This window comes from Homoserinimonas flava, from assembly GCF_054969005.1.
Map to the genome: position 1 here is coordinate 154310 of NZ_JBUEQS010000002.1, position 26388 is coordinate 180697.

26 protein-coding genes are annotated in these 26388 nt (G+C 67.4%); 13 read left to right on the top strand and 13 right to left on the bottom strand.

Annotation, left to right across the window (positions count from 1 at the left end):
- Window positions 1-21: 21 nt before the first annotated feature.
- Complete coding sequence (locus ACY48M_RS06255; protein ID WP_462819415.1) at window positions 22-756, bottom strand: TetR/AcrR family transcriptional regulator; 735 nt, start codon at window positions 754-756, stop codon at window positions 22-24.
- A gap of 114 nt (window positions 757-870) precedes the next feature.
- Here ACY48M_RS06255 and ACY48M_RS06260 point away from each other — a divergent pair, with 114 nt between their 5' ends.
- Complete coding sequence (locus ACY48M_RS06260) at window positions 871-1140, top strand: hypothetical protein (RefSeq protein ID WP_462819416.1); 270 nt, start codon at window positions 871-873, stop codon at window positions 1138-1140.
- Window positions 1141-1808: 668 nt separating this feature from the next.
- The gene (locus tag ACY48M_RS06265) at window positions 1809-3266 is read left to right on the top strand and encodes a benzaldehyde dehydrogenase (protein ID WP_462819417.1); all 1458 of its coding nucleotides are present in this window, start codon (window positions 1809-1811) and stop codon (window positions 3264-3266) included.
- Between the two features lie 171 nt (window positions 3267-3437).
- Here the strand turns inward: ACY48M_RS06265 and ACY48M_RS06270 are convergent, their stop codons facing one another.
- Window positions 3438-3869: a VOC family protein gene (locus tag ACY48M_RS06270; RefSeq protein ID WP_462819418.1), complete on the bottom strand. Its 432-nt coding sequence runs from the start codon at window positions 3867-3869 to the stop codon at window positions 3438-3440.
- A gap of 32 nt (window positions 3870-3901) precedes the next feature.
- Entirely contained in the window at window positions 3902-4369 is a 468-nt protein-coding gene (locus ACY48M_RS06275; protein ID WP_462819419.1) for a nucleotidyltransferase domain-containing protein, read from the bottom strand.
- A 122-nt stretch (window positions 4370-4491) separates the two neighbouring features.
- Here ACY48M_RS06275 and ACY48M_RS06280 point away from each other — a divergent pair, with 122 nt between their 5' ends.
- The 3 genes from ACY48M_RS06280 to ACY48M_RS06290 all read left to right on the top strand — a co-directional run bounded on the left by ACY48M_RS06280 (window position 4492) and on the right by ACY48M_RS06290 (window position 9613).
- Window positions 4492-4851, top strand: a complete 360-nt coding sequence (locus ACY48M_RS06280) for a hypothetical protein (RefSeq protein ID WP_462819420.1) — start codon at window positions 4492-4494, stop codon at window positions 4849-4851.
- A 237-nt stretch (window positions 4852-5088) separates the two neighbouring features.
- Entirely contained in the window at window positions 5089-6054 is a 966-nt protein-coding gene (rhuM, locus tag ACY48M_RS06285; RefSeq protein WP_462819421.1) for a RhuM family protein, read from the top strand.
- A gap of 67 nt (window positions 6055-6121) precedes the next feature.
- Entirely contained in the window at window positions 6122-9613 is a 3492-nt protein-coding gene (locus ACY48M_RS06290; protein WP_462819422.1) for a TM0106 family RecB-like putative nuclease, read from the top strand.
- A 7-nt stretch (window positions 9614-9620) separates the two neighbouring features.
- On the opposite strand, the gene ACY48M_RS06295 is transcribed toward ACY48M_RS06290, so the two are convergent.
- Window positions 9621-10145: a hypothetical protein gene (locus ACY48M_RS06295; RefSeq protein WP_462819423.1), complete on the bottom strand. Its 525-nt coding sequence runs from the start codon at window positions 10143-10145 to the stop codon at window positions 9621-9623.
- A gap of 182 nt (window positions 10146-10327) precedes the next feature.
- Between ACY48M_RS06295 and ACY48M_RS06300 the strand changes: the two genes are divergently transcribed.
- From ACY48M_RS06300 to ACY48M_RS06310, 3 genes are all read left to right on the top strand, one after another.
- A complete protein-coding gene (locus ACY48M_RS06300) occupies window positions 10328-11011 on the top strand; it encodes a hypothetical protein (RefSeq protein ID WP_462819424.1) in 684 nt (227 codons plus the stop codon).
- Window positions 10920-11873, top strand: coding sequence for a DUF222 domain-containing protein (locus ACY48M_RS06305; RefSeq protein ID WP_462819425.1), 954 nt, complete (start codon window positions 10920-10922; stop codon window positions 11871-11873). The genes ACY48M_RS06300 and ACY48M_RS06305 overlap by 92 nt, the downstream gene beginning before the upstream one ends.
- A gap of 69 nt (window positions 11874-11942) precedes the next feature.
- Window positions 11943-12314 carry a YccF domain-containing protein gene (locus ACY48M_RS06310; RefSeq protein WP_462819426.1) on the top strand — a complete coding sequence of 124 codons (372 nt, stop codon included), beginning with the start codon at window positions 11943-11945 and terminating at the stop codon, window positions 12312-12314.
- A 25-nt stretch (window positions 12315-12339) separates the two neighbouring features.
- Here ACY48M_RS06310 and ACY48M_RS06315 read toward each other — a convergent pair whose 3' ends face one another.
- Complete coding sequence (locus ACY48M_RS06315; protein ID WP_462819427.1) at window positions 12340-15231, bottom strand: DEAD/DEAH box helicase; 2892 nt, start codon at window positions 15229-15231, stop codon at window positions 12340-12342.
- An 83-nt stretch (window positions 15232-15314) separates the two neighbouring features.
- Window positions 15315-15671, bottom strand: a complete 357-nt coding sequence (locus tag ACY48M_RS06320; protein WP_462819428.1) for a VOC family protein — start codon at window positions 15669-15671, stop codon at window positions 15315-15317.
- Between the two features lie 87 nt (window positions 15672-15758).
- On the opposite strand from ACY48M_RS06320, the gene ACY48M_RS06325 reads away from it, so the two are divergent.
- Complete coding sequence (locus ACY48M_RS06325; RefSeq protein WP_462819429.1) at window positions 15759-16043, top strand: hypothetical protein; 285 nt, start codon at window positions 15759-15761, stop codon at window positions 16041-16043.
- Window positions 16040-16210, top strand: a complete 171-nt coding sequence (locus ACY48M_RS06330; RefSeq protein WP_462819430.1) for a hypothetical protein — start codon at window positions 16040-16042, stop codon at window positions 16208-16210. The genes ACY48M_RS06325 and ACY48M_RS06330 overlap by 4 nt, the downstream gene beginning before the upstream one ends.
- Window positions 16211-16289: 79 nt before the next feature.
- Here the strand turns inward: ACY48M_RS06330 and ACY48M_RS06335 are convergent, their stop codons facing one another.
- The 4 genes from ACY48M_RS06335 to ACY48M_RS06350 form a co-directional block, all read right to left on the bottom strand.
- The gene (locus ACY48M_RS06335) at window positions 16290-16646 is read right to left on the bottom strand and encodes a YciI family protein (RefSeq protein ID WP_462819431.1); all 357 of its coding nucleotides are present in this window, start codon (window positions 16644-16646) and stop codon (window positions 16290-16292) included.
- Between the two features lie 104 nt (window positions 16647-16750).
- Window positions 16751-18118 (bottom strand): APC family permease, encoded by a 1368-nt coding sequence (locus tag ACY48M_RS06340; RefSeq protein ID WP_462819432.1) that lies wholly within the window; start codon window positions 18116-18118, stop codon window positions 16751-16753.
- Between the two features lie 139 nt (window positions 18119-18257).
- Complete coding sequence (locus tag ACY48M_RS06345; RefSeq protein WP_462819433.1) at window positions 18258-18983, bottom strand: RNase H family protein; 726 nt, start codon at window positions 18981-18983, stop codon at window positions 18258-18260.
- Window positions 18984-19036: 53 nt separating this feature from the next.
- Window positions 19037-19636, bottom strand: coding sequence for an NADPH-dependent FMN reductase (locus ACY48M_RS06350; protein ID WP_462819434.1), 600 nt, complete (start codon window positions 19634-19636; stop codon window positions 19037-19039).
- A 121-nt stretch (window positions 19637-19757) separates the two neighbouring features.
- Between ACY48M_RS06350 and ACY48M_RS06355 the strand changes: the two genes are divergently transcribed.
- From ACY48M_RS06355 to ACY48M_RS06365, 3 genes are read left to right on the top strand one after another with little or no spacing between them, the layout of a single operon-like run.
- A complete protein-coding gene (locus ACY48M_RS06355) occupies window positions 19758-20237 on the top strand; it encodes an RNA polymerase sigma factor (protein ID WP_462819435.1) in 480 nt (159 codons plus the stop codon).
- A gap of 58 nt (window positions 20238-20295) precedes the next feature.
- Window positions 20296-20940, top strand: a complete 645-nt coding sequence (locus ACY48M_RS06360; RefSeq protein WP_462819436.1) for a methylated-DNA--[protein]-cysteine S-methyltransferase — start codon at window positions 20296-20298, stop codon at window positions 20938-20940.
- 38 nt (window positions 20941-20978) lie between these two features.
- Entirely contained in the window at window positions 20979-21608 is a 630-nt protein-coding gene (locus tag ACY48M_RS06365) for a DNA-3-methyladenine glycosylase I (RefSeq protein ID WP_462819877.1), read from the top strand.
- A gap of 27 nt (window positions 21609-21635) precedes the next feature.
- On the opposite strand, the gene ACY48M_RS06370 is transcribed toward ACY48M_RS06365, so the two are convergent.
- The 3 genes from ACY48M_RS06370 to ACY48M_RS06380 form a co-directional block, all read right to left on the bottom strand.
- Window positions 21636-23069 carry a phytoene desaturase family protein gene (locus tag ACY48M_RS06370; RefSeq protein WP_462819437.1) on the bottom strand — a complete coding sequence of 478 codons (1434 nt, stop codon included), beginning with the start codon at window positions 23067-23069 and terminating at the stop codon, window positions 21636-21638.
- A complete protein-coding gene (locus ACY48M_RS06375; RefSeq protein WP_462819438.1) occupies window positions 23062-24864 on the bottom strand; it encodes a lipase maturation factor family protein in 1803 nt (600 codons plus the stop codon). Before ACY48M_RS06375 ends, ACY48M_RS06370 begins: the two co-directional genes overlap by 8 nt.
- A gap of 160 nt (window positions 24865-25024) precedes the next feature.
- Window positions 25025-26353 carry an MFS transporter gene (locus ACY48M_RS06380; protein WP_462819439.1) on the bottom strand — a complete coding sequence of 443 codons (1329 nt, stop codon included), beginning with the start codon at window positions 26351-26353 and terminating at the stop codon, window positions 25025-25027.
- Between the last annotated feature and the right edge of the window lie 35 nt (window positions 26354-26388).

Sequence of the window (26388 nt, forward strand, 5' to 3'; positions counted from 1 at the left end):
AGCCCGATCGCCGTTATGCGGTCATCTCTGCGTGTGGTCCCCGAACGGAATGCGTTCGGCAAGCCAGAGATAGTTGGGAGCGGGCGGCACCGTGCCGAAGTCTTCGTCGATCTGAGTGACGGATGACGGCCGGAGACCCTTCAGGAACATGAAGGCGACCCAGGCTGCCTGTGTTGCGATGAGATCGGGGCTAGGCCGGAAATCTTTGTCGAGTAGCGCATCTATCTCGAAGCCCGCTGCCGCGGTGCGCGCGAATAAGGCAGCATGACCTCGGACATCGCTGATCTCGTACTTGTGGTGCCGTGCATCCTCGCTGAGCACTTCCGCAACGACATCGACCACATGTGGGGCACCCTGGACCAAGCGACTCGTCAGGTCAGGTCGGGCGCTGGCCTCCAGGATCATGACCCGATGAAATGCAAGGAAGGTTTCCGACGTGAGCGATTCCACGAGCAGCTTCCCGAGCGAGGTGAGCTTTTCGAGTGCTGTGAGTGACTCGTCACTCTTCAACCGGTCGAAGTCAACGTCCGAGAGGGTGACGGCACGCTCGGCCATTGCACGATAGAGAGCGAGCTTGTTCTCGAAGTGAGCGTAGACCGTCGTCTTAGACACTCCGGCCCGCGCGGCGATCTCGTCCATCGAGGTCGTGTCGTAACCCTGTGTATTGAACAGATGGACCGAAGCTGCCAGGATCGCCTCTCGTTTCGAGGCGCGCCCTCGGCGGCGCGGCTGTTCTTCCAACTGCTCTGCGGTCACAGCATGCCTCCGATCAATTGCCAATGGTGGCTCGCCCCAGCGTGGGGTGTTTGGGCTCAACGCTCCGATCGAGCAACACCTGACTTACAGAGACTACTGGACTTCGAGTGCAGTATGGCAGTTCGAGCGCACGGACATCGACCTGACGATCACCGGCGCGGCATCCGGCTGGATGCCGCGACCGCGGAACTGTTCGCAGCGGAGCGCGCGGAAGTCGTGCTCACCGACTCGAACGAGTCGGCGGGAGAGGAGACCGCGCCGAAGATACGCGCAGCCGGCGGAGTGGCAGCCTTCATCCAGATGACGGTGAGCCGCCTCCGGATGCGGAGTCGGCTCTCGACATCCGGCTCGATGGAACGCACGTCCTGGCGCTCGCGTGGGTGAGCCCGGTCGCCCTCGTGCCGGATCGGGATGCCGAAATGCATCGGCTTCTGTCCTCCCTCTCGAGCGCGACCTGGGCGGCAGGATCGATGCTGATCGCCGCCGGAGAAGTCGCCGTGCTGGTGCAGAGCATCTTCGACCAGGGAAGGGTGTAGGGGGCGGCGGTCACCGGCGAGCTAACCTCATTGCGCCGGCGGTTGTCACCGACTTGGTGCATCTGAACGGCCAGCCGATCAATGACAACTCGTGGTCCCCCTGGGCGGTGTGGGGCGTAGGGGAGCGGCGGTCGCTTCGGCGGCCCCGGCGAACGTCGAGATGCTCACGTCCTGGCGGTGGCGCACGGCGCGGGAGGTTCCGCAGCGCGGATCCTTCGCCGAGCCGTCCTGACTGTTGACTGATTGGGTCAAGAAACGCTAATGTCTCGTATAACAGTAGTGATGCCCTGCAAAACAGGACAAATCAGGACGAGCAAAGATGCCCCAAGATCCGGTACTCACCACGAGCGCCCTCACCCGTCATTTCGGGCGCATCTTGCGCGGAATCATCGAGGGCGACAGCGACGTACGGACTCGACCAGATCGAGCGGGCGCTCGCCGTCTCCGAATCGGGCCCGGTCGTCAAGCCCGTCATCCACTTTCCCCGACCCCCGCACGATCGCAAGGAGATCTAATATGTTGCTGCCCGAAGACGGACTGTGGAACGCCAAGGTGTTCTCCGACGGCTGGATTGATGGACAGGACGGCCGCCGCGATGTGGTGGAACCCGCTACCGGCACGGTGCTCGGCCAGGTGGGGCGCGCCGGCCCCGCCGATGTGACGCGGGCGGCCGAGTCGGCTGCGCGCGCACAGGTCGCGTGGGCGGCCAAGACCCCCGAGGAGCGCGCCACGGTCATGCGGCGCGCGGGCGCGCTCTGGGAGCAGCACGCCGCCGAGGTGGACGAGTGGATCGTCCGCGAAGGAGGATCGACGGGACCGAAAGCGGCGCTCGAGTCGCATCGCGCCGCGAGTGACTGCTTCGAGGCCGCAGGTCTTGCCACCCACCCCCAGGGAACGGTCCTCGCGACGAACGAGCAGCGATGGAGCTTCGCGCGCCGTCGCCCGGCGGGGGTCGTGGCCGTCATCTCACCCTTCAACTTCCCTCTCATCCTGTCGATCCGCTCGATCGCGCCCGCGCTCGCCCTCGGCAATGCGGTCATCCTCAAGCCCGACCCCCGCACCGCGGTCAGCGGCGGGGTGCTGATCGCCCGCATCTTCGAAGAGGCGGGTCTTCCCTCAGGAGTCCTCCACGTCCTGCCGGGAGGCGCGGAGGTGGGTGAAGCGCTCATCACGGCCCCAGAGACGTCGGTGGTGGCCTTCACCGGATCGACGGCGGCCGGACGGAAGGTCGGCGAGCTCGCCTCGCGGCACCTCAAGCGCGTGCACCTGGAGCTCGGAGGCAACAACGCTCTGATCGTTCTCCCCGGCGCCGATCTGCGCCGCGCAGCCTCGGCGGGGGCCTTCGGGTCGTTCCTGCACCAAGGGCAGATCTGCATGGCATCCGGTCGTCATCTTGTTCATCGCAGCCTGCACGACGCGTACGTCGATTCGCTCTCCGAGATCGCGCGGCACCTCCCGGTGGGTGACCCCTTCACCGGTCAGGTCGCGCTCGGCCCCATCATCGACCAGGGGCAGCTGGCGAGGGTCGATGCGATCGTGAAGGACACGGTGAATGCCGGTGCATCGGTCGCTGCCGGAGGCGAGTACGACCGTCTCTTTTACCGCCCGACGGTATTGGCCGACGTGTCGACCTCGATGCGCGCCTGGACGGACGAGATCTTCGGACCGGTCGCGCCAGTCGTCCCGTTCGACAGCATCGAGGAGGCGATTGCCCTGGCATCGGCATCCGACTACGGTCTCTCGCTCGGCATCCTTGGTGACGTGGGCACTGCGATGCGCGTTGCCGATGCCGTTCCGAGCGGCATCATTCACATCAATGAGCAGACCGTCTCCGACGAACCCTTCGTGCCGTTCGGCGGGGTCGGGGCATCGGGCAACGGGTCACGTTTCGGGGGCCCCGACGCGAACATCGACGCCTACACGTCGACGCAGTGGCTCACGGTGCGCGCGGAGATCGCGCCCTACCCGTTCTGATCCCCCCACCACCGTTCCCGCGCGCCGTTGCTTGTTCTGAAAAATACCATCGGAGCAGATGTCGTCCAGGAGCATCCGGCGGCAAATGCGGAGTGATCGGCGAGCGGGTTGGTAGCTGTCACCGAAGGCGGTGAGCAGCAGTGGGGAAGAAGAGCCGTTCGGAAGCATCAGCTACCGCTCCGCCCACACCGCCAACTCGTTCCCGCTCGGGTCGGCAAAGTGCAGCCGCCGCCCACCCGGGAACACATACGGCCCCTCCACGACGCGACCGCCGGCGGCGGTAATCGCCTGCTCCGTGGCATCCAGATCGTCGGAGAACAGGATCACGAGCGGACCGCCGGCCGGGCGCGGCTCAGACGCGAGCGCAAGCCCGCCCGCCTGGCCCTTACCGTCGGCGGCCACGATGCCCGAATACTCGGGGCCGTAGTCGTTGAACGACCACCCGAATGCCTTCGAAGCGGCCGCCATGAGCCGCCTGCACAGCTTGCCAACGCGATTCGCGAGCGCCTCGAACGCGAGCGGAAGTGCCGGGTCGGCGCGGAACTCCTCACCACGAGCAGCCAGCTCCGCTGCCGAGTCGAGGGTCGCTGCCAGGTCTGTCATCCAACGACTGACGCGGTCTTCCACAGGCATGCTCACAGCGGGACCGCTTCAGCGAGGATTGCTGCGTCCCGACCCGCGTCGAGTGAGCCCCTCGAGACAACCTGCACTTTGCGCCCGGTGAGCTGCTCCATGTCGATCTCGAACTGTGCGAGGTCGAAGAGGCTTGCATCATCCGCCGGTGTCACCAGGAGGTCAATGTCGCTGTCTGCGCTCTCGGACTGCCGGCCCACCGAGCCGAACACCGCGACATCCGCAATTCTGTTCAGCGCTGCGATGCGGCGGATGAGGTCCGCACGCCCCCGAAGGTCGTCGAGCACGGTGCTTGGCAGAGCCGCATTCGCGCTCATTAGTGCGCGGTAGCGATCGAACGGCATAAGGACTGCCTCGGGCTTGCGATGCGAGCCGATCGTCACCGGTTCGGCGTTCGGGTCCGTGCGGAATGTGCGCAAGAGCTTCGACAGTCCAGCGCGGGTGTCAGCGACGGCAGTTACTGCTTCCATGGTTCAAACCTATTCGGCCAGAGAAGAAATGTACATAAATATGTACATTATCTAGCGCCGTGACATCCGCCCCTCGCTTGGGGCCTAGCGCAGCGGGCCCTCACCGCTGCCATACTTCGGACGTGAGTTATGTGCCGCAACCCCAACAACAGGTCATCTACCAGCAGGTGGTGCGCCCGCCGTCGAATGGCATGGCTGTCACCGCGCTCGTGTTGGGGATCGTTGCGATCGTCACCGGCATCTGGACGCCGATCCCATTCATCGGCCTCGTTTCGGCATTCTTCGCCTTCGTGCCAGCGCTGCTTGCCGTAATCTTCGGCATCGTGGGACTGCGCAAAGCGAAAGCTGTCGGCGTAGGGCGAGGCAACTCGGTCGCCGGGATCATCACCGGCGGGGTGACGCTCGGCATCATCATCCTCACAACCGCCGCGTGGATCGTGGCTGGTGTCGCCACCTCGACGACGAGCTACACGGTGGCGTAACGTCTCGTTCGAATGTGGGTGGCGCACGCTACCGTTCCCGCGTGGCAGGCACCGTAGTCGGCCAGACCGCATTCACAATCGTTGTCGATGCGGCGATGTCAAGTTCGCAGGCATCAGCATCTTCGCGTCTGCTCGGCTTGACCGCGATGGTGCATCACTGTTAGGCAGCGTCAGCGGTTACCCCTAGATTCGGTACACGACTCGACATCCCGACGACACAACACCAAGGAATTGCCGATGAGCATCGACGAGCAAGCCTCCCGCGGGCTCGAGCTCTACCAATCGCCCGATGGCTCAATCTCGCTTGAGGTTCGAACTGATGCTGAAACCGTCTGGTTGACGCGCCAGCAGATGTCTCTGTTGTTCGGTCGCGACGTGAAAACGATCGGCAAGCATATTGCCAATGCGCGGCGGGAAGAGCTGATGGAAACGGCAACTGTCGCAAAATTTGCGACAGTTCAACGTGAGGGTGATCGGCTTGTCGAGCGGCAGGTCGAACACTACGACCTCGACATGGTGCTCTCCGTCGGATACCGGGTGAAGTCTGCCGAGGGCGTACGGTTCCGCCGCTGGACGAACGACGTCCTCAAGAGATACCTCCTCGAAGGCGTCGCGCTTAACGATAAGCGCCTTGATGATCTCGGATCGATTGTGCGCATCCTGTCACGTTCCGCAGACGAACTCGTCGCGGGGGTGGCAGGCGTGCTCGCCGAATACCTGCCGGGACTCCAGTTGCTCCGCGACTACGACGAAGGGCAGATCGATGCCTCGCCTGGAGCGAGACCGGGCTGGGTGCTCACGGTAGAGGAGACGCGAAAAGTCATCGCGCGCGTGGGCGCGGAATTCCCCCAGGACACACTCTTCGGCAAAGAGCGTGGCGAGACGCTCGATGGTGTAATCGCAGCCATCTACCAGGGCTTTGCCGGTCAGGAACTGTATCCGTCGGTGCAGGAAAAGGCGGCAAACCTCCTGTACCTGATCGTGAAAGACCATCCGCTGTCCGACGGCAACAAGCGCAGCGCGGCGGCACTCTTCGTGACCTTCCTGAGCCACAACGGAATTCTGCACGACCGGAATGGCAGCCCGCTGATCACCAACAACGCGCTCGCTGCCGTCACGTTGATGGTCGCCATGAGTGACCCGAAAGAGAAAGACCTCATGGTTGCGCTCCTCATCCGAATGCTGTCAGACGGAGAAGCATGAACCTCGGCGCTGGCCCGAGCACGGACTACGTGAGGCGACCCCTGAACTCATCATCTGGGAGTCGTGGATGTTCCTGAACACAGCACCTGACGGCCACACCGTCGTCTACACGAGCGCCAGCGACCTCACCACCGCGTCCAAGTGCGAGTTCGCATTCGTGCGTGCGCTCGACGTGAAGCTCGGTAGGGCCGAGGGCCTCGACATGCCGCCCGACGCCATGCTCGAACGCACCAGCACCCTCGGCGACCAGCACGAAGCCCGGGTCCTCGACGAATACAAGAAGACACGAAACGTCGTCGAGATCCCCCGCGTCAACGCCCGCGACGCCGAAGAGCTCGACGCGGCGGCGCGCGCCACCGAGCAGGCGTTCCGCGACGGAAGCGACGTCGTCTTCCAGGCCACCTTCCATGAGCGCGGCACCCCCGAAAGCGGCCTGGAGATCGCCTTCCTCGGCTTCGCCGACTTCATCATCCGCGGCGACGACGGCCGCTACATCGTGCAAGACACCAAGCTCGCTCGCAGCGCCCGCGTCACCGCCCTTCTCCAACTCGCCGCCTACGCCGAACAGCTCCACCGCCTCGGCATCCCCACCAGCGACACGGTCGAACTCATCCTCGGCGACGGCAGCATCAGCCCCCACCACGTCGCCGACATCGCGCCCGTGTATCGGCGGCGACGGGAGCGGCTGCACCGGATGATCCGCGACCGGATGGCCGCAGCATCCGCCGTCGAATGGGGCGACCCCCACTACGCCATCTGCGGACGCTGCGACACCTGCGACGCCGAAATCCACGCCACCCGCGACGTGCTGCTCGTCGCCAACCTCCGAGTCACCCAGCACGCCCGCCTCGCCGACGCCGGCATCCACACCATCGACCAACTCGCCTCCTCCACCGGACCCATCGACGGCATCGCCGACAGCACCATCGCCGGCCTCCGCGCCCAAGCGCAGCTGCAACTCCAGGCGATGGACGGCACCGGAACCTCGGATGCGCCGCCCTACGCCGTCGTCGACCCGGCCGCCCTCGCCGCCATCCCCACCCCAGACCCCGGCGACATCTTCTTCGACTTCGAAGGCGACCCCCTGTATACAGAGGGCCATTACACGGACGGCGCTGGCAGCCGCTGGGGCCTCGACTACCTCTTCGGCTACGTCGACACCGCCGGCCGCTTCACCGCCTACTGGGCGCACGACTTCGCCGAAGAGAAGGTCGCGCTGCGGGAGTTTCTCGACGACGTGGCCGAACGCCGCCGCCGCAACCCCGGCATGCACATCCACCACTACGCCTCCTACGAACGCACCCACCTCGCCACCCTCGCCGCCCGCCACGGCGAAGGCGAAACGCAAGTTGACCAGCTCCTCCGCGACCACGTGCTCGTCGACCTCTACCCGATCGTCACCCGCGCCCTCCGCGTCGGCAGCCGCTCCTACTCGATCAAAAAACTCGAACCCCTCTACATGGGCGACGAACTCCGCGACGCCGACGGGGTCACCAACGCCGCCGACTCCATCGTCGAATACGCCAACGCCGTCGAGCTCCGCGACGCCGGCGACCATGCCGGATTCGCTCAGAAGCTCCACGACATCGCCGACTACAACCGCTACGACTGCGTCTCCACCCTCCGACTCCGCGACTGGCTCCTCAGCCTCGCCAGCGCTGCGGATGTCACACCGCTCGCCTCGGACAACGCCGAGCTCCTCGAACTCGAGCCGTCGCCCCTCCACGACGCACTCATCGCCCTCGCAGGGTCCTCGCCCGACCGCACCGCGGATGAAACGGCCGCCGCCTTCGCCGCCGCCGCGATCGACTACCACCGCCGCGAACACAAAACCTTCTGGTGGGGCCACTTCTCTAGGCTCATCTCACCCCTGCAGGAATGGTCCGACACCCGCGATGCGTTCATCGTGTCGCGCGGCGCTGTGGAGGAGGCGTGGTTCCGCGAGGGGAGGCAGCGCACCGACCGCCGCCACGTGCGTCTTTACGGCACCTGGGGTCCCGGATCCACCGTGAAGCCCAGCGCGCGGTCCGGCCCGTTCGCGCTCTATGAGCAACCCGCCCCCTTCGCGAACCCGCGCGCAGAACCCGGCGCACGCAGCACGCGCCAGATCACCATCCTCGACGTCGATGACGACAGCATCCTCATCCAGGAGACACTCGGCGCCGACACCGAACGCTACGACACCCTCCCGGTCGCGCTCAGCCCCGCACCCCCGCCCGACCCTGGCCAACAGAAACCCGCTATCGCCGAATGGGCCAAGGCCATCGTCGACGCGCGAGGCCCCGACGGCACCGGACCCTGGCCCACGGATGCTGCAGTCGACCTCCTTCGACGCACACCGCCGCGCACCCTTTCAGGCACCCTCCCGCCCGCCGTCGATGAGGACTACATCCCGGCCGTCACCGCGGCCGTGCTCGACCTCGACGACTCCTACCTTGCCGTCCAGGGCCCACCCGGCACCGGCAAGACCTACCTCGCCTCGCGCGTCATCGCCGCCCTTGTGCAGCAGCACGGGTGGAAGGTCGGGGTCGTCGCCCAATCCCACGCCGTCGTCGAGAACGTGCTCAGCGCCATCGTCGGCGCCGGGCTCGACCCCTCGCGTGTCGGCAAGGTCACCGACGCGGACGTCAGCTTCACCGCCCTCCCCAGCGACGGGCAGCTCCTCTTCGCCGCCACCAACCCACGCGGCTACGTCATGGGCGGCACCGCGTGGGATCTCGCGCATCCGGGCCGGTTCCCACGCCGCTCCCTCGACCTCCTCGTCATCGACGAAGCCGGCCAGTTCTCCCTCGCCGCCACCATCGCCGCGAGTGTCGCCGCACGCAACCTGCTGCTCCTCGGCGACCCGCAGCAGCTCCCGCAGGTCAGCCAGGGCACGCATCCGGAACCCATCGACGGCTCCGCCCTCGGCTGGATCAGCGACGGCCACGACGTGCTCCCGCCCGAACTCGGCTACTTCCTCGCCGCCAGCCGCCGCATGCACCCCGCCGTCACCGCCCCCGTCTCCACGCTCTCCTACGCCGGAGCGTTGCACTCGCATCCGGATGCTGCGGCTCGCCACCTCGACGGCGTCGCGCCCGGCCTCCACCCCACCCCCGTCGCCCACACGGGCAACGCCGTCGAGTCGGTGGAAGAAGCATCCGAAGTGGTGCGCATTGTGGAGAGTGTGCTCGGCTGTGCCTGGACGGCGGAACGCCGCCGCGGCGACCCGCTCACCGAGCGCGACGTGATCGTGGTGTCGCCGTACAACGCGCAGGTCGCGCTCGTGCACGCCGCCCTCGCCGCCGCCGGGCATGGGGGAGTGCGGGTCGGCACGGTCGACAAGTTCCAGGGCCAGGAGGCGGTCATCGCGATCGTCACCCTCGCCGCGTCATCCCCGGTCGAGGCGCCGCGCGGTATGGCCTTTCTGCTCATGCGCAACCGGCTCAACGTCGCCATCTCGCGCGCCCAATGGGCCGCCTACCTTGTGCACTCGCCGCACCTCACCGAGCACCTGCCGGCCACGCCCGCGGGGGTCGCGGAGTTGAGTGCGTTCATCACGCTGGTGGAGACAGGGTGACCGCCTCTCATCCACGGTCGTGTATTGCGCGCCGCTCTGCCAGCCGCTCAGCGCGCTGAGTGCAGGCGGGGCACGCGCATTCGAAGTCATGGGGTCCCGGAAACGCGGCAACGCGGGGGAGATGCTCAAGCCCGAGGTAGTCCCGAAAGCTGTATCGCGGAGCGCTGGAGCAGACAAGGCCATTCGCGCCGAAGACTAGCCTGCCAAGCAGGTGATACTCCGCCAGTTCTGCTGCAGAACGCAAGACGCTGTCCTCCTCGGAGAGGTCGTGCGTGCACTCACGCGACATGGCGGGGCCGACGTGTGCCAGGGCGTAGTAGCGCACCACCCCATAGTCGCAGTCGAAGGAGGCGAGCAGGTCGGGAATAGCCTCAGCCAGGTCGCGCGGCACTTCGTTGCAGACTTTCGTGATGAACAGGTTTCGAAGGTCCTGATCCATCGCAAGCACCCAAAGGCCGCCACCATCGTCGTCTTCGCGGCACACGGGGGGCTCGAGCACCTCAAAAAGGTCGTATCCAGCTTCAATGATCATGGTGGAAATGTAGGGTTCTGCGTCTCTCATATCGGGGCCGAACACCCGACCTGTGGTGTGTTCCAGCCGGACACTGCGGTGGAGGACACAGCAAGCTCCTCCACCGTGCGGCGAGCCACGTCTTCTCCACTGATCTGCGCCCAGGTCTTTCGAACGTGTGTTCGAGTTGGAATGATTGCCGTATGACCCCGACCGCCGTTCTGAACGCCGAAGAGTGCCTCCTGGGTGCCCTGTCGGTGCAGTCGTCCGCGGGGCATGAAATCCCGCTGCCATCAGCCTCCAGAGTGAATCTCGCGTTTGCAGCGGCGACTGCTGCGCTCCGCCAGATCCCGGATGCGCTCGAGGTCTACGACTCGCTCGATGACAATGAGGTCGTCGCGTTGCAGCGCGAACTCGCGGCCCAGCGGCGCACGCTCGACTCCCGTGCTGCCTTGGTGGCCGGTCAGATCGCGCGACGTTCGGCTCGCGAGCTTGGCTCAGAAGGCCTCGCCCAGCGCAGCGGACACCGTACCCCCGAAGAGATGGTGCGAGTCGCAACCGGTGCGACCGCGAGTGACGCCCGGCGAACCGTTCGCATGGGGATGGACATCGACGAAGCGCGTCGCGGGGGCAGAGTCGACCAGGTGACCGGCGAACTTCACGAACCCACCCGCCCCTGGCTTTCGGCAGTCTCCCGCGCGGTAGCTGATGGCGAACTCTCCCTCGACTCTGCAGGCTCCATCGCCAACGGCCTCGGAACCCCCACCGACACCATCACTCCGGCCATGCTCGCGGATGCTGCGGCCACCCTCCTCGCCGAAGCTGGTGCCCTCCTCGGGTGGGCGGCCGTCCGGAAGCGCCCTCGGTGCCGCACCCCTCGACGCTGATCGCCTCTACCGCCGCGCGCGCGACCTCCGCGACGAGATGGATGCTGCGGGCATCGCCGTGCGCGAAGAACAGCGTCGGGCGGAGCGCGCCATCCGCATCTATCAGCGACCGGGCGGCATGAGCCGACTCGTCTGGGACATGGATCCGGAAACCGCCGTCATCGTCCGCGAAAGCTACGACCAGCTGACCTCGCCCCGCCGCGGCGGGCCCCGCTTCGTCGCGGCATCACCCGACGCCGATCGCGCCGAACGCATCCTCCGCGACGACCGCACGACCGAGCAGCTCGCGTCCGACGGCTTCCTCGAGCTCATCCGCATCGCCGCCGACGCCGCGCCCACCAGTCTCATCGGTCTCCACCGGCCGTCGGTTCGCGTGCTCGTTCCCGCCGGCTCACTGGCATCGCGCGAGGGGAGCGGCCGCATCGAAGGCGCCGCCGACCCGATCTCGATCGCCACCGTCGAGCGCCACGTCTGCAGCGACGGCGTGCAAGCGATCACGTTCGATGCGCACGGCCAACCACTCGACGTCGGCCGAGAACAGCGGCTCTACACCCGCCGCCAACGGGTCGCCCTCGCCGCCCGAGACGGCGGATGCCGCTGGACCGGATGCGACAGGCCGCCCTCCTGGACCGAAGCACACCACATCAAACACTGGGTGCGAGACCGAGGCAGCACCGACGTTGCCGACGGGATCCTTCTCTGCCGACACCACCACCTGCTCCTCCACAACAACCACTGGGAGGTCACACGGCGCGACGGCGACTACTGGCTCGTGCCGCCACCGACGGTCGACCCCCAACAGCGGCCCATCTCGATGCCCAGCAAGAGTCCCGCGGTGCGCGAAATGCTGCGTGCCAGGTGAACCGCGCGCGAGACCACACTGTCGGTGGCACACCATGTTCCCGGCCGGATGCACCACACTGGAACAACCATGACAACCATCCTCAACGTGATCTGGCTCGTACTCTCCGGCATCTGGCTGTTCCTCGGCTACGCCGCCGCCGCCATCATCATGTGCGTGCTCATCATCACCATCCCGTGGGGCATCGCATCCTGGCGCATCGGCGTCTACTCGCTGTGGCCCTTCGGCAAAACCGTCATCGACAAGCCGACCGCCGGGCTTGGCTCACTCCTCGGCAACATCGTGTGGGTCATCCTCGCCGGCATCTGGATCGCCATCGGGCACATCCTCAGCGGCATCGCCCTCTGCTTCACCATCATCGGCATCCCGTTCGGCATCGCCAACTTCAAGATGGTGCCCGTCGCCCTCATGCCCCTCGGCAAAGTCATCGTCGACAAGTAGCTAGCGGACAGGCCCCGGAGAATAGCTACCCCTCGACCAACCACCGGATGTCATCGACGGTGAGTTCCGCGCTGAACAGGTCGCCGTCATCCAACACCGAGGTGAAGAGCCCCGCCTTGCGCCGCGACAACTCCAGCACTTTCTCCTCGATGGTGTCGGCAGCGATCATCCGGTAGACCATCACGTTGCGGGTCTGGCCGATGCGATGCGTTCGGTCGATCGCCTGATTCTCGGCCGCCGGATTCCACCACGGGTCCAGCAGGAACACATAGTCCGCCTCCGTCAGCGTCAGCCCGAACCCGCCAGCCTTCAGGCTGATGAGAAACACGGGCGCCTCACCCTCCTTGAACTCGCTGATGGTGCGCCCACGTTGCCGCGTCGACCCATCCAGGTAGGAATACGCGATGCCCGCAGCATCCAGCCGCGCCGCGACCAGGCCGAGATACGAGGTGAACTGGCTGAACACGAGCGCCCGATGCCCCTCCGACACGACCTCGCCGAGCTGTTCGACCAGCACCTCCAGCTTGCTCGACGGCACCCCGGCATGCTCGGCGTCATCGATGAGTGAGGCGTCGAGGCTCAGCATCCGCAGCAGGGTGAGCGAGCGGAAGATGATCATCCGGTTGCGGTCGACATCGTCGATGAGGCCGAACAGTTTCTGCCGCTCCCGCTGCAGCACGGTGTCGTAGAGGCGCCGGTGTTCCGGTTGCAGCTCGATCGATAACACTTGCTCCTGCCGTTCCGGCAGCTCGGGCGCGACGAGCGCTTTCGAGCGCCGCAGCATGAGGGGCCGGATGCGGCGGCGCAAGCGCTCCAAGCGTTCACCCTCGCCGCGCTCGATGGGGCGCACATACTCTTCGGTGAAGCGTCGCGCCGACGGGAACAGGCCCGGTGCGACGATCGCGAACAGCGCCCACAGTTCGGTGAGGTTGTTCTCCAGCGGGGTGCCCGTGATGGCGAGCGTGAACGGTGCCGCGAGATCGCGCGCGCAGCGGTGCACCCGTGCCGTGTGGTTCTTCACGAACTGGGCTTCGTCGAGGATGAGCCCCGCCCACTCGACCGCGCGGTACGCCTCGAAGTCGAGCCGGAAGAGCGCGTACGACGTCACCACCACGTCGGCGTCGGCCGCGACATCCGCAATGCTGGCCCGCGTCGAGCTGACCGCCGCAACCCGCAGGTCGGGTGCGAACTTCGCCGCCTCCGATACCCATGTCGACACGACCGAGGTCGGCGCGACCACCAGGAACGGCGGACCCGACTGGGTGCGCCGTACATGCTCCATGAGGGCGAGCGTCTGCAGCGTTTTGCCGAGCCCCATGTCGTCGGCGAGAATGCCGCCGAGTTTATGCCCGAAGAGGAATGTAAGCCATTCGAAGCCCTGCTGCTGGTACGGCCGCAGGGTCGCCGCGAGCCCGTGCTTCACAGCGGGGATCTCGGATGCATCGAGCAGCCCCCGCGCGGAGGCCCGCCACGTCGCGGCCTCCTCCGTCTCATCCGCAAGATCTTCGAAGTCGGCCCACAGGCTCGCCTGCGCCCGGCAGATGCGCGGCCCCGTCTCCCACTCGGCGAGCTCCTTTGCCTCCGAGATGAGCTCGAAGAGCCGCTCGAAGACCGGCTGCCGCAGCGGCAGGTAGGTGCCGTCGATGAGTTTGTAGCGGGTGAGCCCCTTCGCGAGGGCCGTGAAGAGCGGACCGAACGGGATGTCATAGTCGCCGACCGTGACAATGATGCCGAGGTCGAACCAGTCGGCCTGCTCGGTCGGCACCGTCCGCACTGCGAGGTGCGGGGTGTCGGTGAGTTCGCGTTCGACGGGCGGCGCGGGCGGGGGAGCGGGGGTGGCAGGTGCGGGCAGTTCAACCGATCCGTCGGCGCTCGTCAGCCCGGTCGTGCGGCTGAGCTCAGGCGCGAAGTCGGCGAGGAACTCCGCGACCCCCTCGGCTGGGATGGTGATCGCGTCGCGGCCCGCGAGCAGGTCCCGCCGCTGGGGCGTGAGCGGCCGGTCGAGCGGTGCGAGCACAATGCGCGGTGCCGGCTCCAGCACAAACCGGTACACGCCGTGCGCGCCCACCGGTCCAGCGGATGCCTCGGGGTCAGCCTCCCCGTCGATCGTGACGAGTGGCCGCAGGGTGAGGTCGCCGTGCTGGGCTTGCACATCCAAGCTCACGCGCGCCTGCCGGGCCACGACAACCTCTGCCCCGCGGCTTCCGCCGGCGCCGCCGACGAACGCGATGCCGAGCTCCCGGGCCTCCTCGAACAGTCGCCACAGCAGCGGGCTCTGATAGTCGTCGAGGGTGATCCAGTCGGGTTCCCGATTTACCTGCAGGTCGCGCAGCGGGCGGTGCAGGGCCGCGAACTGAGAGAACCACAGTTGGTGTTCGGGCAGCAGGTTGGCGCTGCTCGCCTGATACGGCAGGTTGCTCCAGGTGAGCCCGGCGCGCGACCAGTTGCCGCTCGCACTCTGCGCGACGGGGCGCACCGCGAGCCGCACCTCATTGAGCAGCCCCGTCGTGGGCGCCGCCGTCCGCGCGGTCGGCCCGCCCCAGCGCCGCACCCCCGCCGGGATTTGTTCGCGCAGCTCGAACTGGAGTGCCATCACACGACCGGGGCGGGCATCGGATGCTGCGGCTCGCGGGTCGCTCGGGCTCGTGACTGAGGCATCCGCTGCCGGCGCCGTTGCCTGCGCCAGCGACTGGAGTTTCGCGCGCCACCGCTCGCCGCCCGTCTGATCGCGGAACGTCTGGTCGCGGGCCGCCTGATCGCCGCCCGAGCGATCGCCAGCCGACTGCTCCCCGCCCGCCTGATCGCCAGCCGACTGCTCCCCGCCCGCCTGCTCGCCGGCCGACTGCTCGCCGGCCGACTGCTCGCCAGCCGACTGCTCGCCGGCCGCCTGGGGGTTGGGGGCGGTCGAGTCTGGCACCCGAGAAGTCTGTCACGCGCGTGCGACAGGAGCCGCGCTGGGCCCTGCGTGCGCGATCAGCTCGCGGCGCCCGGGGCGCGCGATCAGCTCGCGGCGCCCACCTTGTCGAATAGGCCGATCACGTTGCCCTCCCTGTCGCGGAAGTAGCAGTAGCGCCCCATGTCGCCCAACACCTCGACGTCGCCGACCGCCTCGCCGCCTTGCTCGATCACGACCTTCATGGACGCTTCGACATCGTCGACTGACACCACGACGGTCGGGTGGGGCACCTCGCTGCGCTGATGGATGTCGCCGCCGATGCCGTCCTCCCCAGTCGGGTTGATCATGGTGTTCTCCTCGTCCCAGTCCTCCATCGACCAGCCGAACACGGTTGCGTAGAAGGATTTAGCCCTGGCCAGGTCGTCGGCCGGAATCTCGAAATGGTTCACCGAAGCTGTCATGCGCCCAGCCTGAACCCGCCGCCAAAGGGAGGTCAAGACCTACGATGATGAGAATTTCGGTGCGGTCGCCCGGGCTAGAGTTTTGGAATGAAACGCATCGACTATTACGGCCGCTCCTTCACCGTGAGCGACCGCTACGCGGACGCCTTCATCGGGTACGTGGACCACCTCGTCGAGAGCGGGCGGGCGTTTGGTGAGTTCTTTCCTATGCGCTGCTACACGAGCGACCCGACTACACCAGTGGATGTCACGGTGCAGATCGTCTCCGGCGTGCCAGTGCTCGTCTACCCGGCCGACGTCGACTTCGAGGGTGCTGCCGAGCTCGACGATGACCCTGCCGTGATCGCGCGCCTCCAGCGTCGACTGCGGTGAGCCTCGTCGCCGACGGGGTGACGGATGTCGCGATGTGGGTGCTCGCGGCGTACTTCGCCCTCGGCATCATCATGAACGGCATCTCGCGCTCGGTGCCGGAACGCGCCGTCATGACGCCCGTGTGTGTCGTGTTGGCTGCGGCATCCGTGGTGTTGGCGCTGTCGTAGTCCCGCACGCTCGCGCGGAGTTCTGCACGCACTCTCGCAGTCCCACACGCTCGCGCCGGGGAGTGCTGATCGCGCGTGCCTAGGGTTTCAGCGACTCCGGGTGCAGGCCGCGCACCTCGCGCACTTCGACGGCCGAACCCATCACTTCGGCCATCCGGGTGGCGATTTCGAGCGCCCGCGACTCATCGTCGACTTTGACGACGATGAAGCGGAGCAGCGGGGAGCTCCCGGCGAGCGAGCCAGAGTGGATGCCACCGTGGCGGTCGACGAGGTGCGCGTCGGCACCGTCTTCGAGCACCTCCGAGTAGACCAGTTCGCCTCGGTGGGCGAGCTCGTCGTCGAGTTCCACCATGAAGGCACTCATCGTCTCGGCCCAGCCTTCTGGCCGCGACCGCACGTCCTTCTCCCCGCCGAACACCATGAGCATGAACTTCATCGTCGCTCCCATCGTCGGCCGCACTGCTGGGGCGAACCAGCTCGCGGGTGTCGTGGCTTCATCCTGCGGTACGGCGGGCCAGATGTCACTCCCGCTTGAGCTCACTACGCGGCGTGCGACTCCTGCCCCGCAGCATCCGCCCCACGCTTCGACCACCAGCGTGTCGCGAAATACAGCACGGCGCCGATCGCGATGAGGATGCCGCCCCGCAGCCACACCTCGCCGGCCTGCTGGGTCATGAGCCCGATGCAGGAGAGTGCACCGAGCACGGGGATGGCCGTCCAGACGCGGAAGTGCTCGTGCTCGACCGTGTCGCGGCGCAGCACGAGCACCGCGATGTTGGTGCTGAGGAACACGAACAACAACAGCAGCACGACCGTGTTGGCAAGGGTGGTGAGGTCGCCCGTGAAGGTGAGGCCCATCGCCGCGATTGTGGTGACGATGATGGAGACCCAGGGGGTTCCGCGCTTGGGCAGCACCTTGCCGAGGGCGGCGGGCAGCAGGTGCTGCTTCGCCATGCCGTAGGTGAGGCGGCTCGCCATGATCATGGTGAGGAGGCATCCGTTGGCGACCGCGATGAGGGCGATCGCGCTGAACAGCCACGGCGGCACCCCCACACCGGTCTCTTCTACGACGGCGAGCAGTGGCCCGGTGGAGTCGGCGAGTTCATCGACCGGGAGGGTGATGGTGGCGGCCGCCGCAACCAACATGTAGAGCACGCCAGCCGTAATGAGGGCGGCGAACAGGGTGCGTGGGTAGACGCGGGCGGGGTCGCGGATCTCCTCCACAATGTTTGCCGAGGTCTCGAAGCCCACAAACGAGTAGTAGGCGAGCAGCGCCCCTGCCATGACCGCGAAGAATGGTGCCGTGTCGGGGTTGAACTCGGTCACGCGGGAGAAGTCGCCACCGCCACCGCCAACGAACACTGAGACGCAGATGATGACGATGAGCAGCCCGGTGAGTTCGATCGCGGTCATGACGAAGTTCGCCTGCATCGACTCTTTGATGCCGCGGAGGTTGATGAGGGCGACGAGCACGAGAAAGAGGGTGGCGCCAACGATGGGAGGAATATCGATGAAGACGCTGAGGTAGTCGCCCGCGAACGCGAGAGCCAGCGCGGCGGCGCTCACAACGCCCGCGGCGAGCATGCAGAATCCGACCAGGAACGACACGATCGGCGTGCGATACGCGCGTTCGGCGAAGACGGCCGAACCGCCCGCCTTCGGGTACTTCGTGACGAGTTCTGCATACGAGCCCGCGGTGAGGAGTGCGAGCAGGAGGGCCACGCCGAGCGGAATCCAGACCGCCCCACCGGTCTCGCCCGCGATCACCCCGACGAGCGCATAAATGCCGGCGCCGAGCACATCGCCGAGGATGAAGAGAAAGAGGAAGAGGCCGGAGATGTTCCGCTTCAACCCCGTGCTCTCAGGGGGTGTGGGCAAGGCTGCGGGCATACCTGTCGCGGTGGTCATGCGGCAGACGGTAGGCCTGAAGAGCCGCGCTGGCAATGCCTCAACCGAATCCAGTGACGGCAACACACCCCGCCGGTTGAGTAGGCCGCCGGTTGAGTAGGCCGCTCGCGGCCGTATCGAAACCAGGTTTCGAGCGACCCTAGATCAGGCCGCGGAGCAGCTCCTCCGGTGTCACACCGCGGTCGCGTGCGCGGCGCAGCAGACGCTCGTGCTCATCCTCCGTGAGGGTGACGGTGAGCGGATGCCACGTGGGCTGGTCGAGCGTAAAGAGCGCGTCATCCTCGACCACGAGGTCGTCGGCGTAGGGATTCTCGGTCTCGGTCTCGGTCTCGGTCTGTGTCGTGTCGAGCGGCTGGTCGGCCCTCACGTCGTCGCCCAGGACTGCCGCCCGGTCGCCGCCGCCTGCCGTATACCCGGGCCCGCTCGGGATGGCGGTGCCGCGCTGGTAGGCCTCCGCGACGGCGCGAGCCCTGACATCCGCCGCCTCGTTGAGCACGTGGCCGACGTGGCCGCGCACCCACTCGAACTCGTAGCGGCGTCCGCTGAGGGCGTCGTCGAGCTCCCTCAGCAGCTCGAGATTCATGACGGGGGAGCCGTCGGCTTTGCGCCAGCCTTTCCGCTTCCACCCCGGCATCCATTTGGTGACGGAGTTGATGACGTATTGGCTGTCGCAGAGCACATGGAGGTCGTCATCGATGTGGGCGGTCGCGCGGAAGAGTTCAAGCACCGCTTTGAGTTCGCCCTGATTGTTGGTGGCGTGCTTCCAGCCGCCAGCGTCCCAGTTCGCGTCGTCGACGTACCAGGCCCATCCGGCCGGTCCGGGGTTCCCGAGTGCGGACCCGTCGGCGGCGGCAGTGATCGTCATCCGGCAATCGTAACGGCGGGCTGTGTTCTCGAGCGGCACCGCGGGGCGGCTTGTCAGTCCTTCGGGATGACGGTGAGCGCCCGCGTGATGAACTCGTAAAACGACTGCATATATTCGCGCAGGAACTTCTCCGTCGACTCGTCCGTGACCTCGCCGTCGTCGGTCACGAGCCCCGGCGTCAGCTGGATGTAGGCCTCCGGCGCATTCATTTGCGGCGAGTTGCAGTAGCTGAGGATGCTCCGAAGGTCTTGCTGCGCGACGGCCGTGCCGATCGCGCCGACCGATGCGCCGATGACGGCGGAGGGCTTGCGGGCGAAGGAGTTCTCGCCGTAGGGGCGGCTCGCCCAGTCGATCGCGTTCTTCAGCACGCCCGGGATCGCCCTGTTGTATTCGGGTGTGATGAAGAGCACGGCGTCGACAGACGCGATGGTCTCCTTCAGTTTCTGGGCCACCGGCGGGTAGTCGTCGTCGAGGTCGTAGTTGTAGTGCGGGAGGTCGCCGATGGGGATTTCGGTGAATTCGAGTTGCTTCGGTGCGAGCCGGATGAGCGCCTTCGAGAGGGTGCAGTTGATCGACGCGGTGGAGAGGCTGCCGACGAAGTAGCCGACCCGGTACGGCGGCTCGTGATGGTTGATCTCCGGCATGCTGGTCATGAGGGCTCCTCGGTCTCGTGGCGGGTTCGTGTTGTGCCTGCCACGGTAGGTCGGGTTCCTGCACGCGGGCCGAGCATGGGCGCTGGTCGAGCATGTCGGATGCTGCTGCCAGACTGGCCGCGTGAAGCATCCGTTCGAGCGCGTCGTGCAGCAGCATGGGGCGACCGTGCTGCGGGTGTGCCGCGCCGTGCTCGGTGTGCACGATGCGGATGACGCGTGGTCTGAGACGTTTCTCGCCGCCCTGCAGGCTTATCCCGCGCTGCCGGCGGGGGCCAACGTCGAGGCGTGGCTGGTGACGATCGCCCACCGCAAAGCGATCGATGTGATCCGGGCGCGGGAGCGGGCGCCGCTGCCGGTTGAGCAGGTGCCAGAGCCGGTGCCAGAGCAGTCGTCCTCCACAGGCGGCGTGGGCTCCGAACATCCGGAACTCTGGTCGCTCGTCGCCACCCTCCCCGACAAGCAGCGGCAGGCTGTCGCGTACCACTTCTTCGTGGGGCTCCCGCACGCTGAGGTCGCCGCCATCATGGGCGTGAGCCCGGATGCCGCACGCAGGGCATCCTCCGATGGCGTCGCAGCGCTCCGCACGAAGTGGCGCACCTGACCTCACATTTTCGCGGTTCCCGCCGTCTACAGGGTGAACGCCCACTGAAGGAGACCCCATGACCGACACCCAACCCTCCCTCGCCGAGGTGCTGCCTGCCGAGGTGCTGCCCGCCGATGCTCGGGTAGACGCACCCGATGAGGCAGCCACCCTCTCTCGCCTCCACGACCGCCTTGAGTCGGATGCCGCATCCGCCGGCCTGCTCGACGTCGCCTATCGAACGGTCGACACCCCGATTGGTGCGCTGCTGCTCGCCGCCACCGCGGAGGGTCTTGTGCGCCTCGCCTTCGAGCGCGAAAACTTCGACACCGTGCTCGACGCCCTCGCGGCGAAGGTGAGCCCGCGCTTGCTCGAGTCGCCGTCCCGCCTCGACGCGGCCGCGCGCCAGGTCGACGAATACTTCGAGGGTTGCCGCCGGGTGTTCGATGTGCCGCTCGACTGGCGGCTGTCGCGCGGGTTCCGGCGCACGGTGCTTGAGCATCTCGCCCAGATCGGCTACGGCGACACCGAGAGCTACACGGAGGTCGCGGCGGCGGCCGGCAGTCCACTTGCCGTGCGCGCTGTCGGCACCGCCTGCGCCACGAACCCGCTGCCGATCGTCGTGCCGTGCCACCGGGTGCTCCGCTCCGACGGCTCGCTCGGCGGATACCTCGGCGGGCTCGACGCCAAGCGCACACTTCTCAGCCTGGAGATGGCGGCGTGAGCGCGGCCGAGGCGGCGCCCAGCCTTCCGGTCGCCGATGTGACACCGAGCGAGACCGTCACCGATCCGGCGCCGCCCGCCCACCTCGTCACGGGCGACGACGGGCTCACCCGGCCGGTGTGGGCGGCGAGCGACCCGCTCATGCGCGAGTACTACGACACCGAGTGGGGTGTGCCGGTGCGCGATGAGCGGGGTGTCTTCGAGCGCTTGAGTCTCGAGGCGTTCCAGTCGGGGCTGTCGTGGGCGATCATCCTGCGCAAACGCCCGGGCTTTCGCGCGGCGTTCGCCGACTTCGACCCCGACGCGGTCGCCGCATTTGGCGATGCGGATGTCGCGCGCCTCCTCGACGATGCTGGCATCGTGCGCAACCGGCTCAAGATCGCCGCCACCATCACCAACGCGAAGGCCACCGTGCGGCTGCGGGAGGAGGGCGGACTCTCTGAGTTCGTGTGGTCGTTCCAGCCGGAGGAGACACCGAAGCCGGTGACCTTCGCGGATGTCCCGAGCACCTCGCCCGAATCGCTCGCCCTCTCGAAGGCGCTGAAGACGAAGGGCTTCACCTTCGTCGGCCCCACCACGATGTTCGCCCTCATGGAGGCCATCGGCATCGTCGACACCCACCTGGTCGGCAGCCACCGTCGCGGCAGCTCCGGGGTGTGGCCGGCGTAGGCGCCGCCCCCGCTCACCCACCCCGGCTCACCCTCTGTACGGCGCCCGCATCCCGAAGTGGTCCCGCAGCGCGAGGTCGGCGGCGAACCAGCCGTTCATTCCGTGCACGGCGGGGCCCGGTGCGGTCGACGCCGAGCACAGGTACAACCCATCGACGGGCGTGCGCCACGGCGTCCGCGACACGACCGGACGCTTCACCAGCTGCACAAGGTCGAGCGCCCCCGCGAAAATGTCCCCGCCGACATAGTTCGCATTGTGTGCCTCAAAGTCTCCCGTAGACATGGTGTTCGACGCGACAATGAGATCCCGGAACCCCGGCGCAAACCGCTCCACCTGCCGCGTCACCGCCTCCGTCACATCCACGTCACTGCCGTTGGGGACATGCGTGTACGTCCACAAGACGTGGTGGCCTTCCGGTGCCCGCGACGGGTCCACGACCGAGGGCTGCACCGCGAGCACATACGGCCGCTCATGCACCCGTCCGTGCGACACCTCGCGTTCCGCCGCCACAATCTCTTCCCGTGAGCCGCCGATGTGCACGGTCGGCGACAGCGCCACCTCCGCGTTCGCCCACGGCACCGGCCCCGACAGCGCGAAGTCGACCTTCGCCGCCGCCTGCCCAAACCGGAACCTCGACAGGGCCCGCGCATACCGTGCAGGCAGTTCCGTGAACCCCGCCAGCATCCGCGGTGACGTGTCGAGCAGGGTGATCGTCGACGGCTCGAGGTCCGCCGCGGTCGTCACCCTCGACCCGAGCCGGATGCGACCCCCCAGCGCCACAAAGTCGGCGGCCATAGCATCCGCAATCGCCTGCGAACCACCGATCGGCACCGCCCAACCGCCCGCATGGGCGTGGGCGGCGAGCAGGATGCCGGCGCCCGAGGTCGGCAGCGACGGCTGCGAATGGTTGGTGTGGGCGGCGACGCCCGTGATCATGGCGCGGGCTGCGTCGCCGGTGAAGCGGCGGTTCCAGGCGAGCGACGTGCCCTGCTCAAGGACCCGCAGGCCGTAGAGCACCGCGCTGGGGATAGACCGCGGGACCCGCAGCAGTTGCGAGCCAGTGAAGTCGACGACATCGTCGATGCGGCGCACGATCGGTTCGAAAAAGCGGCGCCACTCGCGCCCGTCAGAGCCAAGCTCGTCGACCGTCCGCTCAAGGGAGTGCCACGCGATGCCAGCGCGACCGCCATCGAGCGGATGCGCGTATGAGGCCTCAGGGATGACAAAGTCGACCCGGTTTTCCAGCCCCCACGCGCGAAAGAACGGCGACGCGAGCGCCGCCGGGTGCACAGCCGAACACACATCGTGCAGGTAGTCGGGCCCCGTCAGCTCGCGGGTCTGCAGGCCACCGCCCACCACATCGGACGCTTCGGTGAGCACCACCTCAAGGCCAGCCTTCGCGAGGGTCAGCGCCGCGGCGAGGCCATTCGGCCCGGCCCCGACCACGTTCGCATCAACCACGCACACCATCCTGCCCGGTCTGGGCGGGCCCCGCCGCATCTGGCCCGCTCTCATTCGAGCCCGCAGCGTTCGGCCCCGCCGCATCCGGCAGGTTCTCGTCGGGGTCGCCCGCCTCGTTGCCGACGTCGACGGCGTTGGCTTCGTCTGGGTCGACATCCGGCTGTTCGGCGGGTGCCGCCGAATGGTCGGAATCGGTGGCGCTCCCGTCACCAAGCCGGATCGGTTCGCCCAACTCGTCTGCGAAGGTGCGCATCCACCACTGGCCGTGCTCGCGGCGATCCTCACGCGACGCGAAGCGGTAGACGTACACCCGCGCGCGGACCCAGGTGGGTGGCGCGTCGGGGAAGGGGTTGGCGTGCAGCATGCGCAGTGTCGCCCGGTCGCCTTCGAGGAGGCGCTGCAGCAGCACATCGAACCAGCGTTCCTCGCGCCCGAGCGCGAGAAACCACATCAGCCAGTCGAGCCGCAAATGGTAAGGCGCCACCTGGCGCGGTCGCCGCCGCACATCGCCGGGCTTGCCCTTGAATTCGTAGGCGCGCCACCCGGTGGTCGGCGGCAAGGAGTCGGCAGCCGGGCCCGAGCCCGAACCCGCACCCGAACCCGAGCCCGCGCCCGCACCCGCACCTGAGTCCGAGCCGGCACCATCCGGTCCTGCCGCTCCCTCGATGACGATCTCATAGCGTTTCTTCGTCACGGTGCCGAACGCCCCATACGCGTTGACGAGGTGCACCGGGTTGAAGCTCGCGTTCATAAGTTGCTCGCTCGAGAACAGGTTGCGCAGCGGTCGCCAGCTCAGCACCACCAGCAGGGCGGATGCCGCGAGCACAACGACGGCGAACCAGGCGGGCCCGGCATCCGCAACGGGCCCAACTCCAAGCGCACCGACCGCCCACGCGACCCCCGGCACCTCGGCGAGCCAGTCGAACAGCCAGTCCGGGTCGGCGATGGCGGAGAAGGCGAGCACAATGCTGAGCCAGTTGAGCCACGCAAAGTTGCCGGTCGCGACAAGCCACAGTTGCGTGCCGATGATCACGACGGCGGCGACGCCGGCGATGACCTGCACGACGGGCACCGGCACGAAGAGGAGGGCAAGCACTGGCGCGAAGAGCAGCCACGGCACCACCAGCTGCGCGGTGTGCGACGCGATGGCTTCGCCGCGGTGGAACCACGACGGCATGAGGTGGGCGAAGCGGCTCAGCGGCCCCGGCATCGGCTGGGTCTCGTGGTGGTATTCGAGCGCGGTGAGGTTGCGCCATTCCGCGCCGCCACGCATTTTGATCATGCCGGCGCCGAACTCGAGCCGGAACACGAGCCACCAGCACAGCACGATGATCGGCAGGGGCGGCGGCACCGAATTCGAGCCGAGGAACGCCACAATGAACCCGGCCTCGAGCAGCAGGCTCTCCCACCCGAAGCCATAAAACGTCTGCCCGATGTTCACGATCGACAGGTACAGCGCCCACATGAGCAAAAACACGAGCAGCGGCACCCAGGGCGGCCCCAACTGCGGCAGACCGATGACGCCGGATGCCGCGGCGACCGCACCGACGAAGCACACGAGCCGCAGCATCCGGTCGCTGTAGTGCCAGTGGAACAGGCTCGGCGCCTGCCTGAAGCCGACCCGGCGCAGGTAGGCGGGGGCGGGGAGGAGCCCGCGCTCACCGAGGAGCGCCGGGAACTGGTTGAGGCTGGAGATAAACGCGATGAGGAAGATGGCGGCGACACCGCGCTGCAGCACTTGGCGCGCGAACTCGTAGTCGTGCGCCCAGAGCCAGTCAGCAGCAAGCCAGTCCATGTGCCCGACGCTAGAGGGAAATGCGGTCGCGCGCTCCCATCAAGCACTCAGCCCGGAGACCCGCCGACGTCCCGGGTTTCGATACGGCCCTAACGGGCCTACTCAACCAGCGACCCGCACCGCCGGTTGAGTAGCGAGCGCAGCGAGCGTATCGAAACCCTTACGGCGTCGGTTCGAGCGCGTCGTAGGCGCGGAACGAGGGCGAGAGCCGCAGGCACAGCGCGACGAGCGCGATGATGAGGATGCCGCCGAGGAGGGGTGGGAACCAGAGCCCGGCGAAGAGCGCGAGCATTCCGACATAGAAGTCGCCGACGCGGGGCCCACCCGTCACGACCACAATGAAGATGCCCTGCAGGCGACCCCGCATGTTGTCGGGCACGGCCGTCTGCAGCATGGTCGACCGGAAGATGGCGCTCACATTGTCGGCCGCACCGGTGCCGGCCATCATGATGGCCGCGAGCACGAGGGCGAGCAGGTTCGCTCCGGCAATGTCATCGGTCTCCGCGGCGAAGCCCCCGAACTGCACAACGGCGATGACGATGCCGAAGCCCGCCACGAACATCCCGTAGGCGGCAATCGACCAGCCGATCGCGACGCCGTGGCGGCGCACCGTGCCGAGCTGCCCCGAGAGCAGACTGCAGAGGAGTGTGCCGAAGGCGCTCGCCGCCGTGAGGATGCCGACGGTGACGGCGCCGCCCCCGATGAGCAGCGCGCCGATGGCAGGGAAGAGGGCGTGGGGCCGCCCGAAGGTCATCGCGATGACGTCGACGATGAACGACATGCGGATGTTCGGCGCCCGTTTGAGGAACGCGACCCCGTGGCGCACCGACTCCAGGCCCGGCCGATGGCGCGCACCCTCTGGGCGCACGGCGGGGAGCGTGACGAGGCCGAGGAACGCGGCCGTGAAGAGCACCACGTCGATCGTGTACGTCCAGCCGAACCCAAACGCGGCGACGAGCACGCCGGCAATGGCAGGCCCGACCGTGACGGCGATGCCGAACCCCATTCCGTTGAGCGCGACGGCCGCCGGCAGCAGCTCGCGCGGCAGAAGACGCGGTTGGATGGCGCTGCGGGTCGCCCCGAGGATGGTCGCGGCGACCGAGTTGAGGGTGGTGAGCGCGTAGAGGTGCCACAGCTCGTGCGTGTCGAGCCAGGTGACGGTGGCGAGCAGTGCGGTCGAACCCCACGCGATGGTCGCGGCGATGAGGGCGATGCGCCGCCGATCGAACGCGTCGGCGAGCATCCCACCATAGAGACCGGCGAGCACCATCGGCACGAGGGCGATCGCGCCGACCATCGCGACCGCGAAGGTCGAGGTGGTGAGGGCATACACGTGGAGTCCGACGGCGACGATCGTCATCTGGCTGCCGATGTTCGCGATCGCGCCGCCGACCCACATCCGTGCGTAGGCGGGGCTGTGGCGGAGCGGTGTCAGGTCGATGAGATGGTCGCGCCGCCGTGGCTTCGGCGGGGTCTCTGGGGCTGGCACCAGAGAAGCCTACGTCGCCCCCGCCGGTTGGGGAG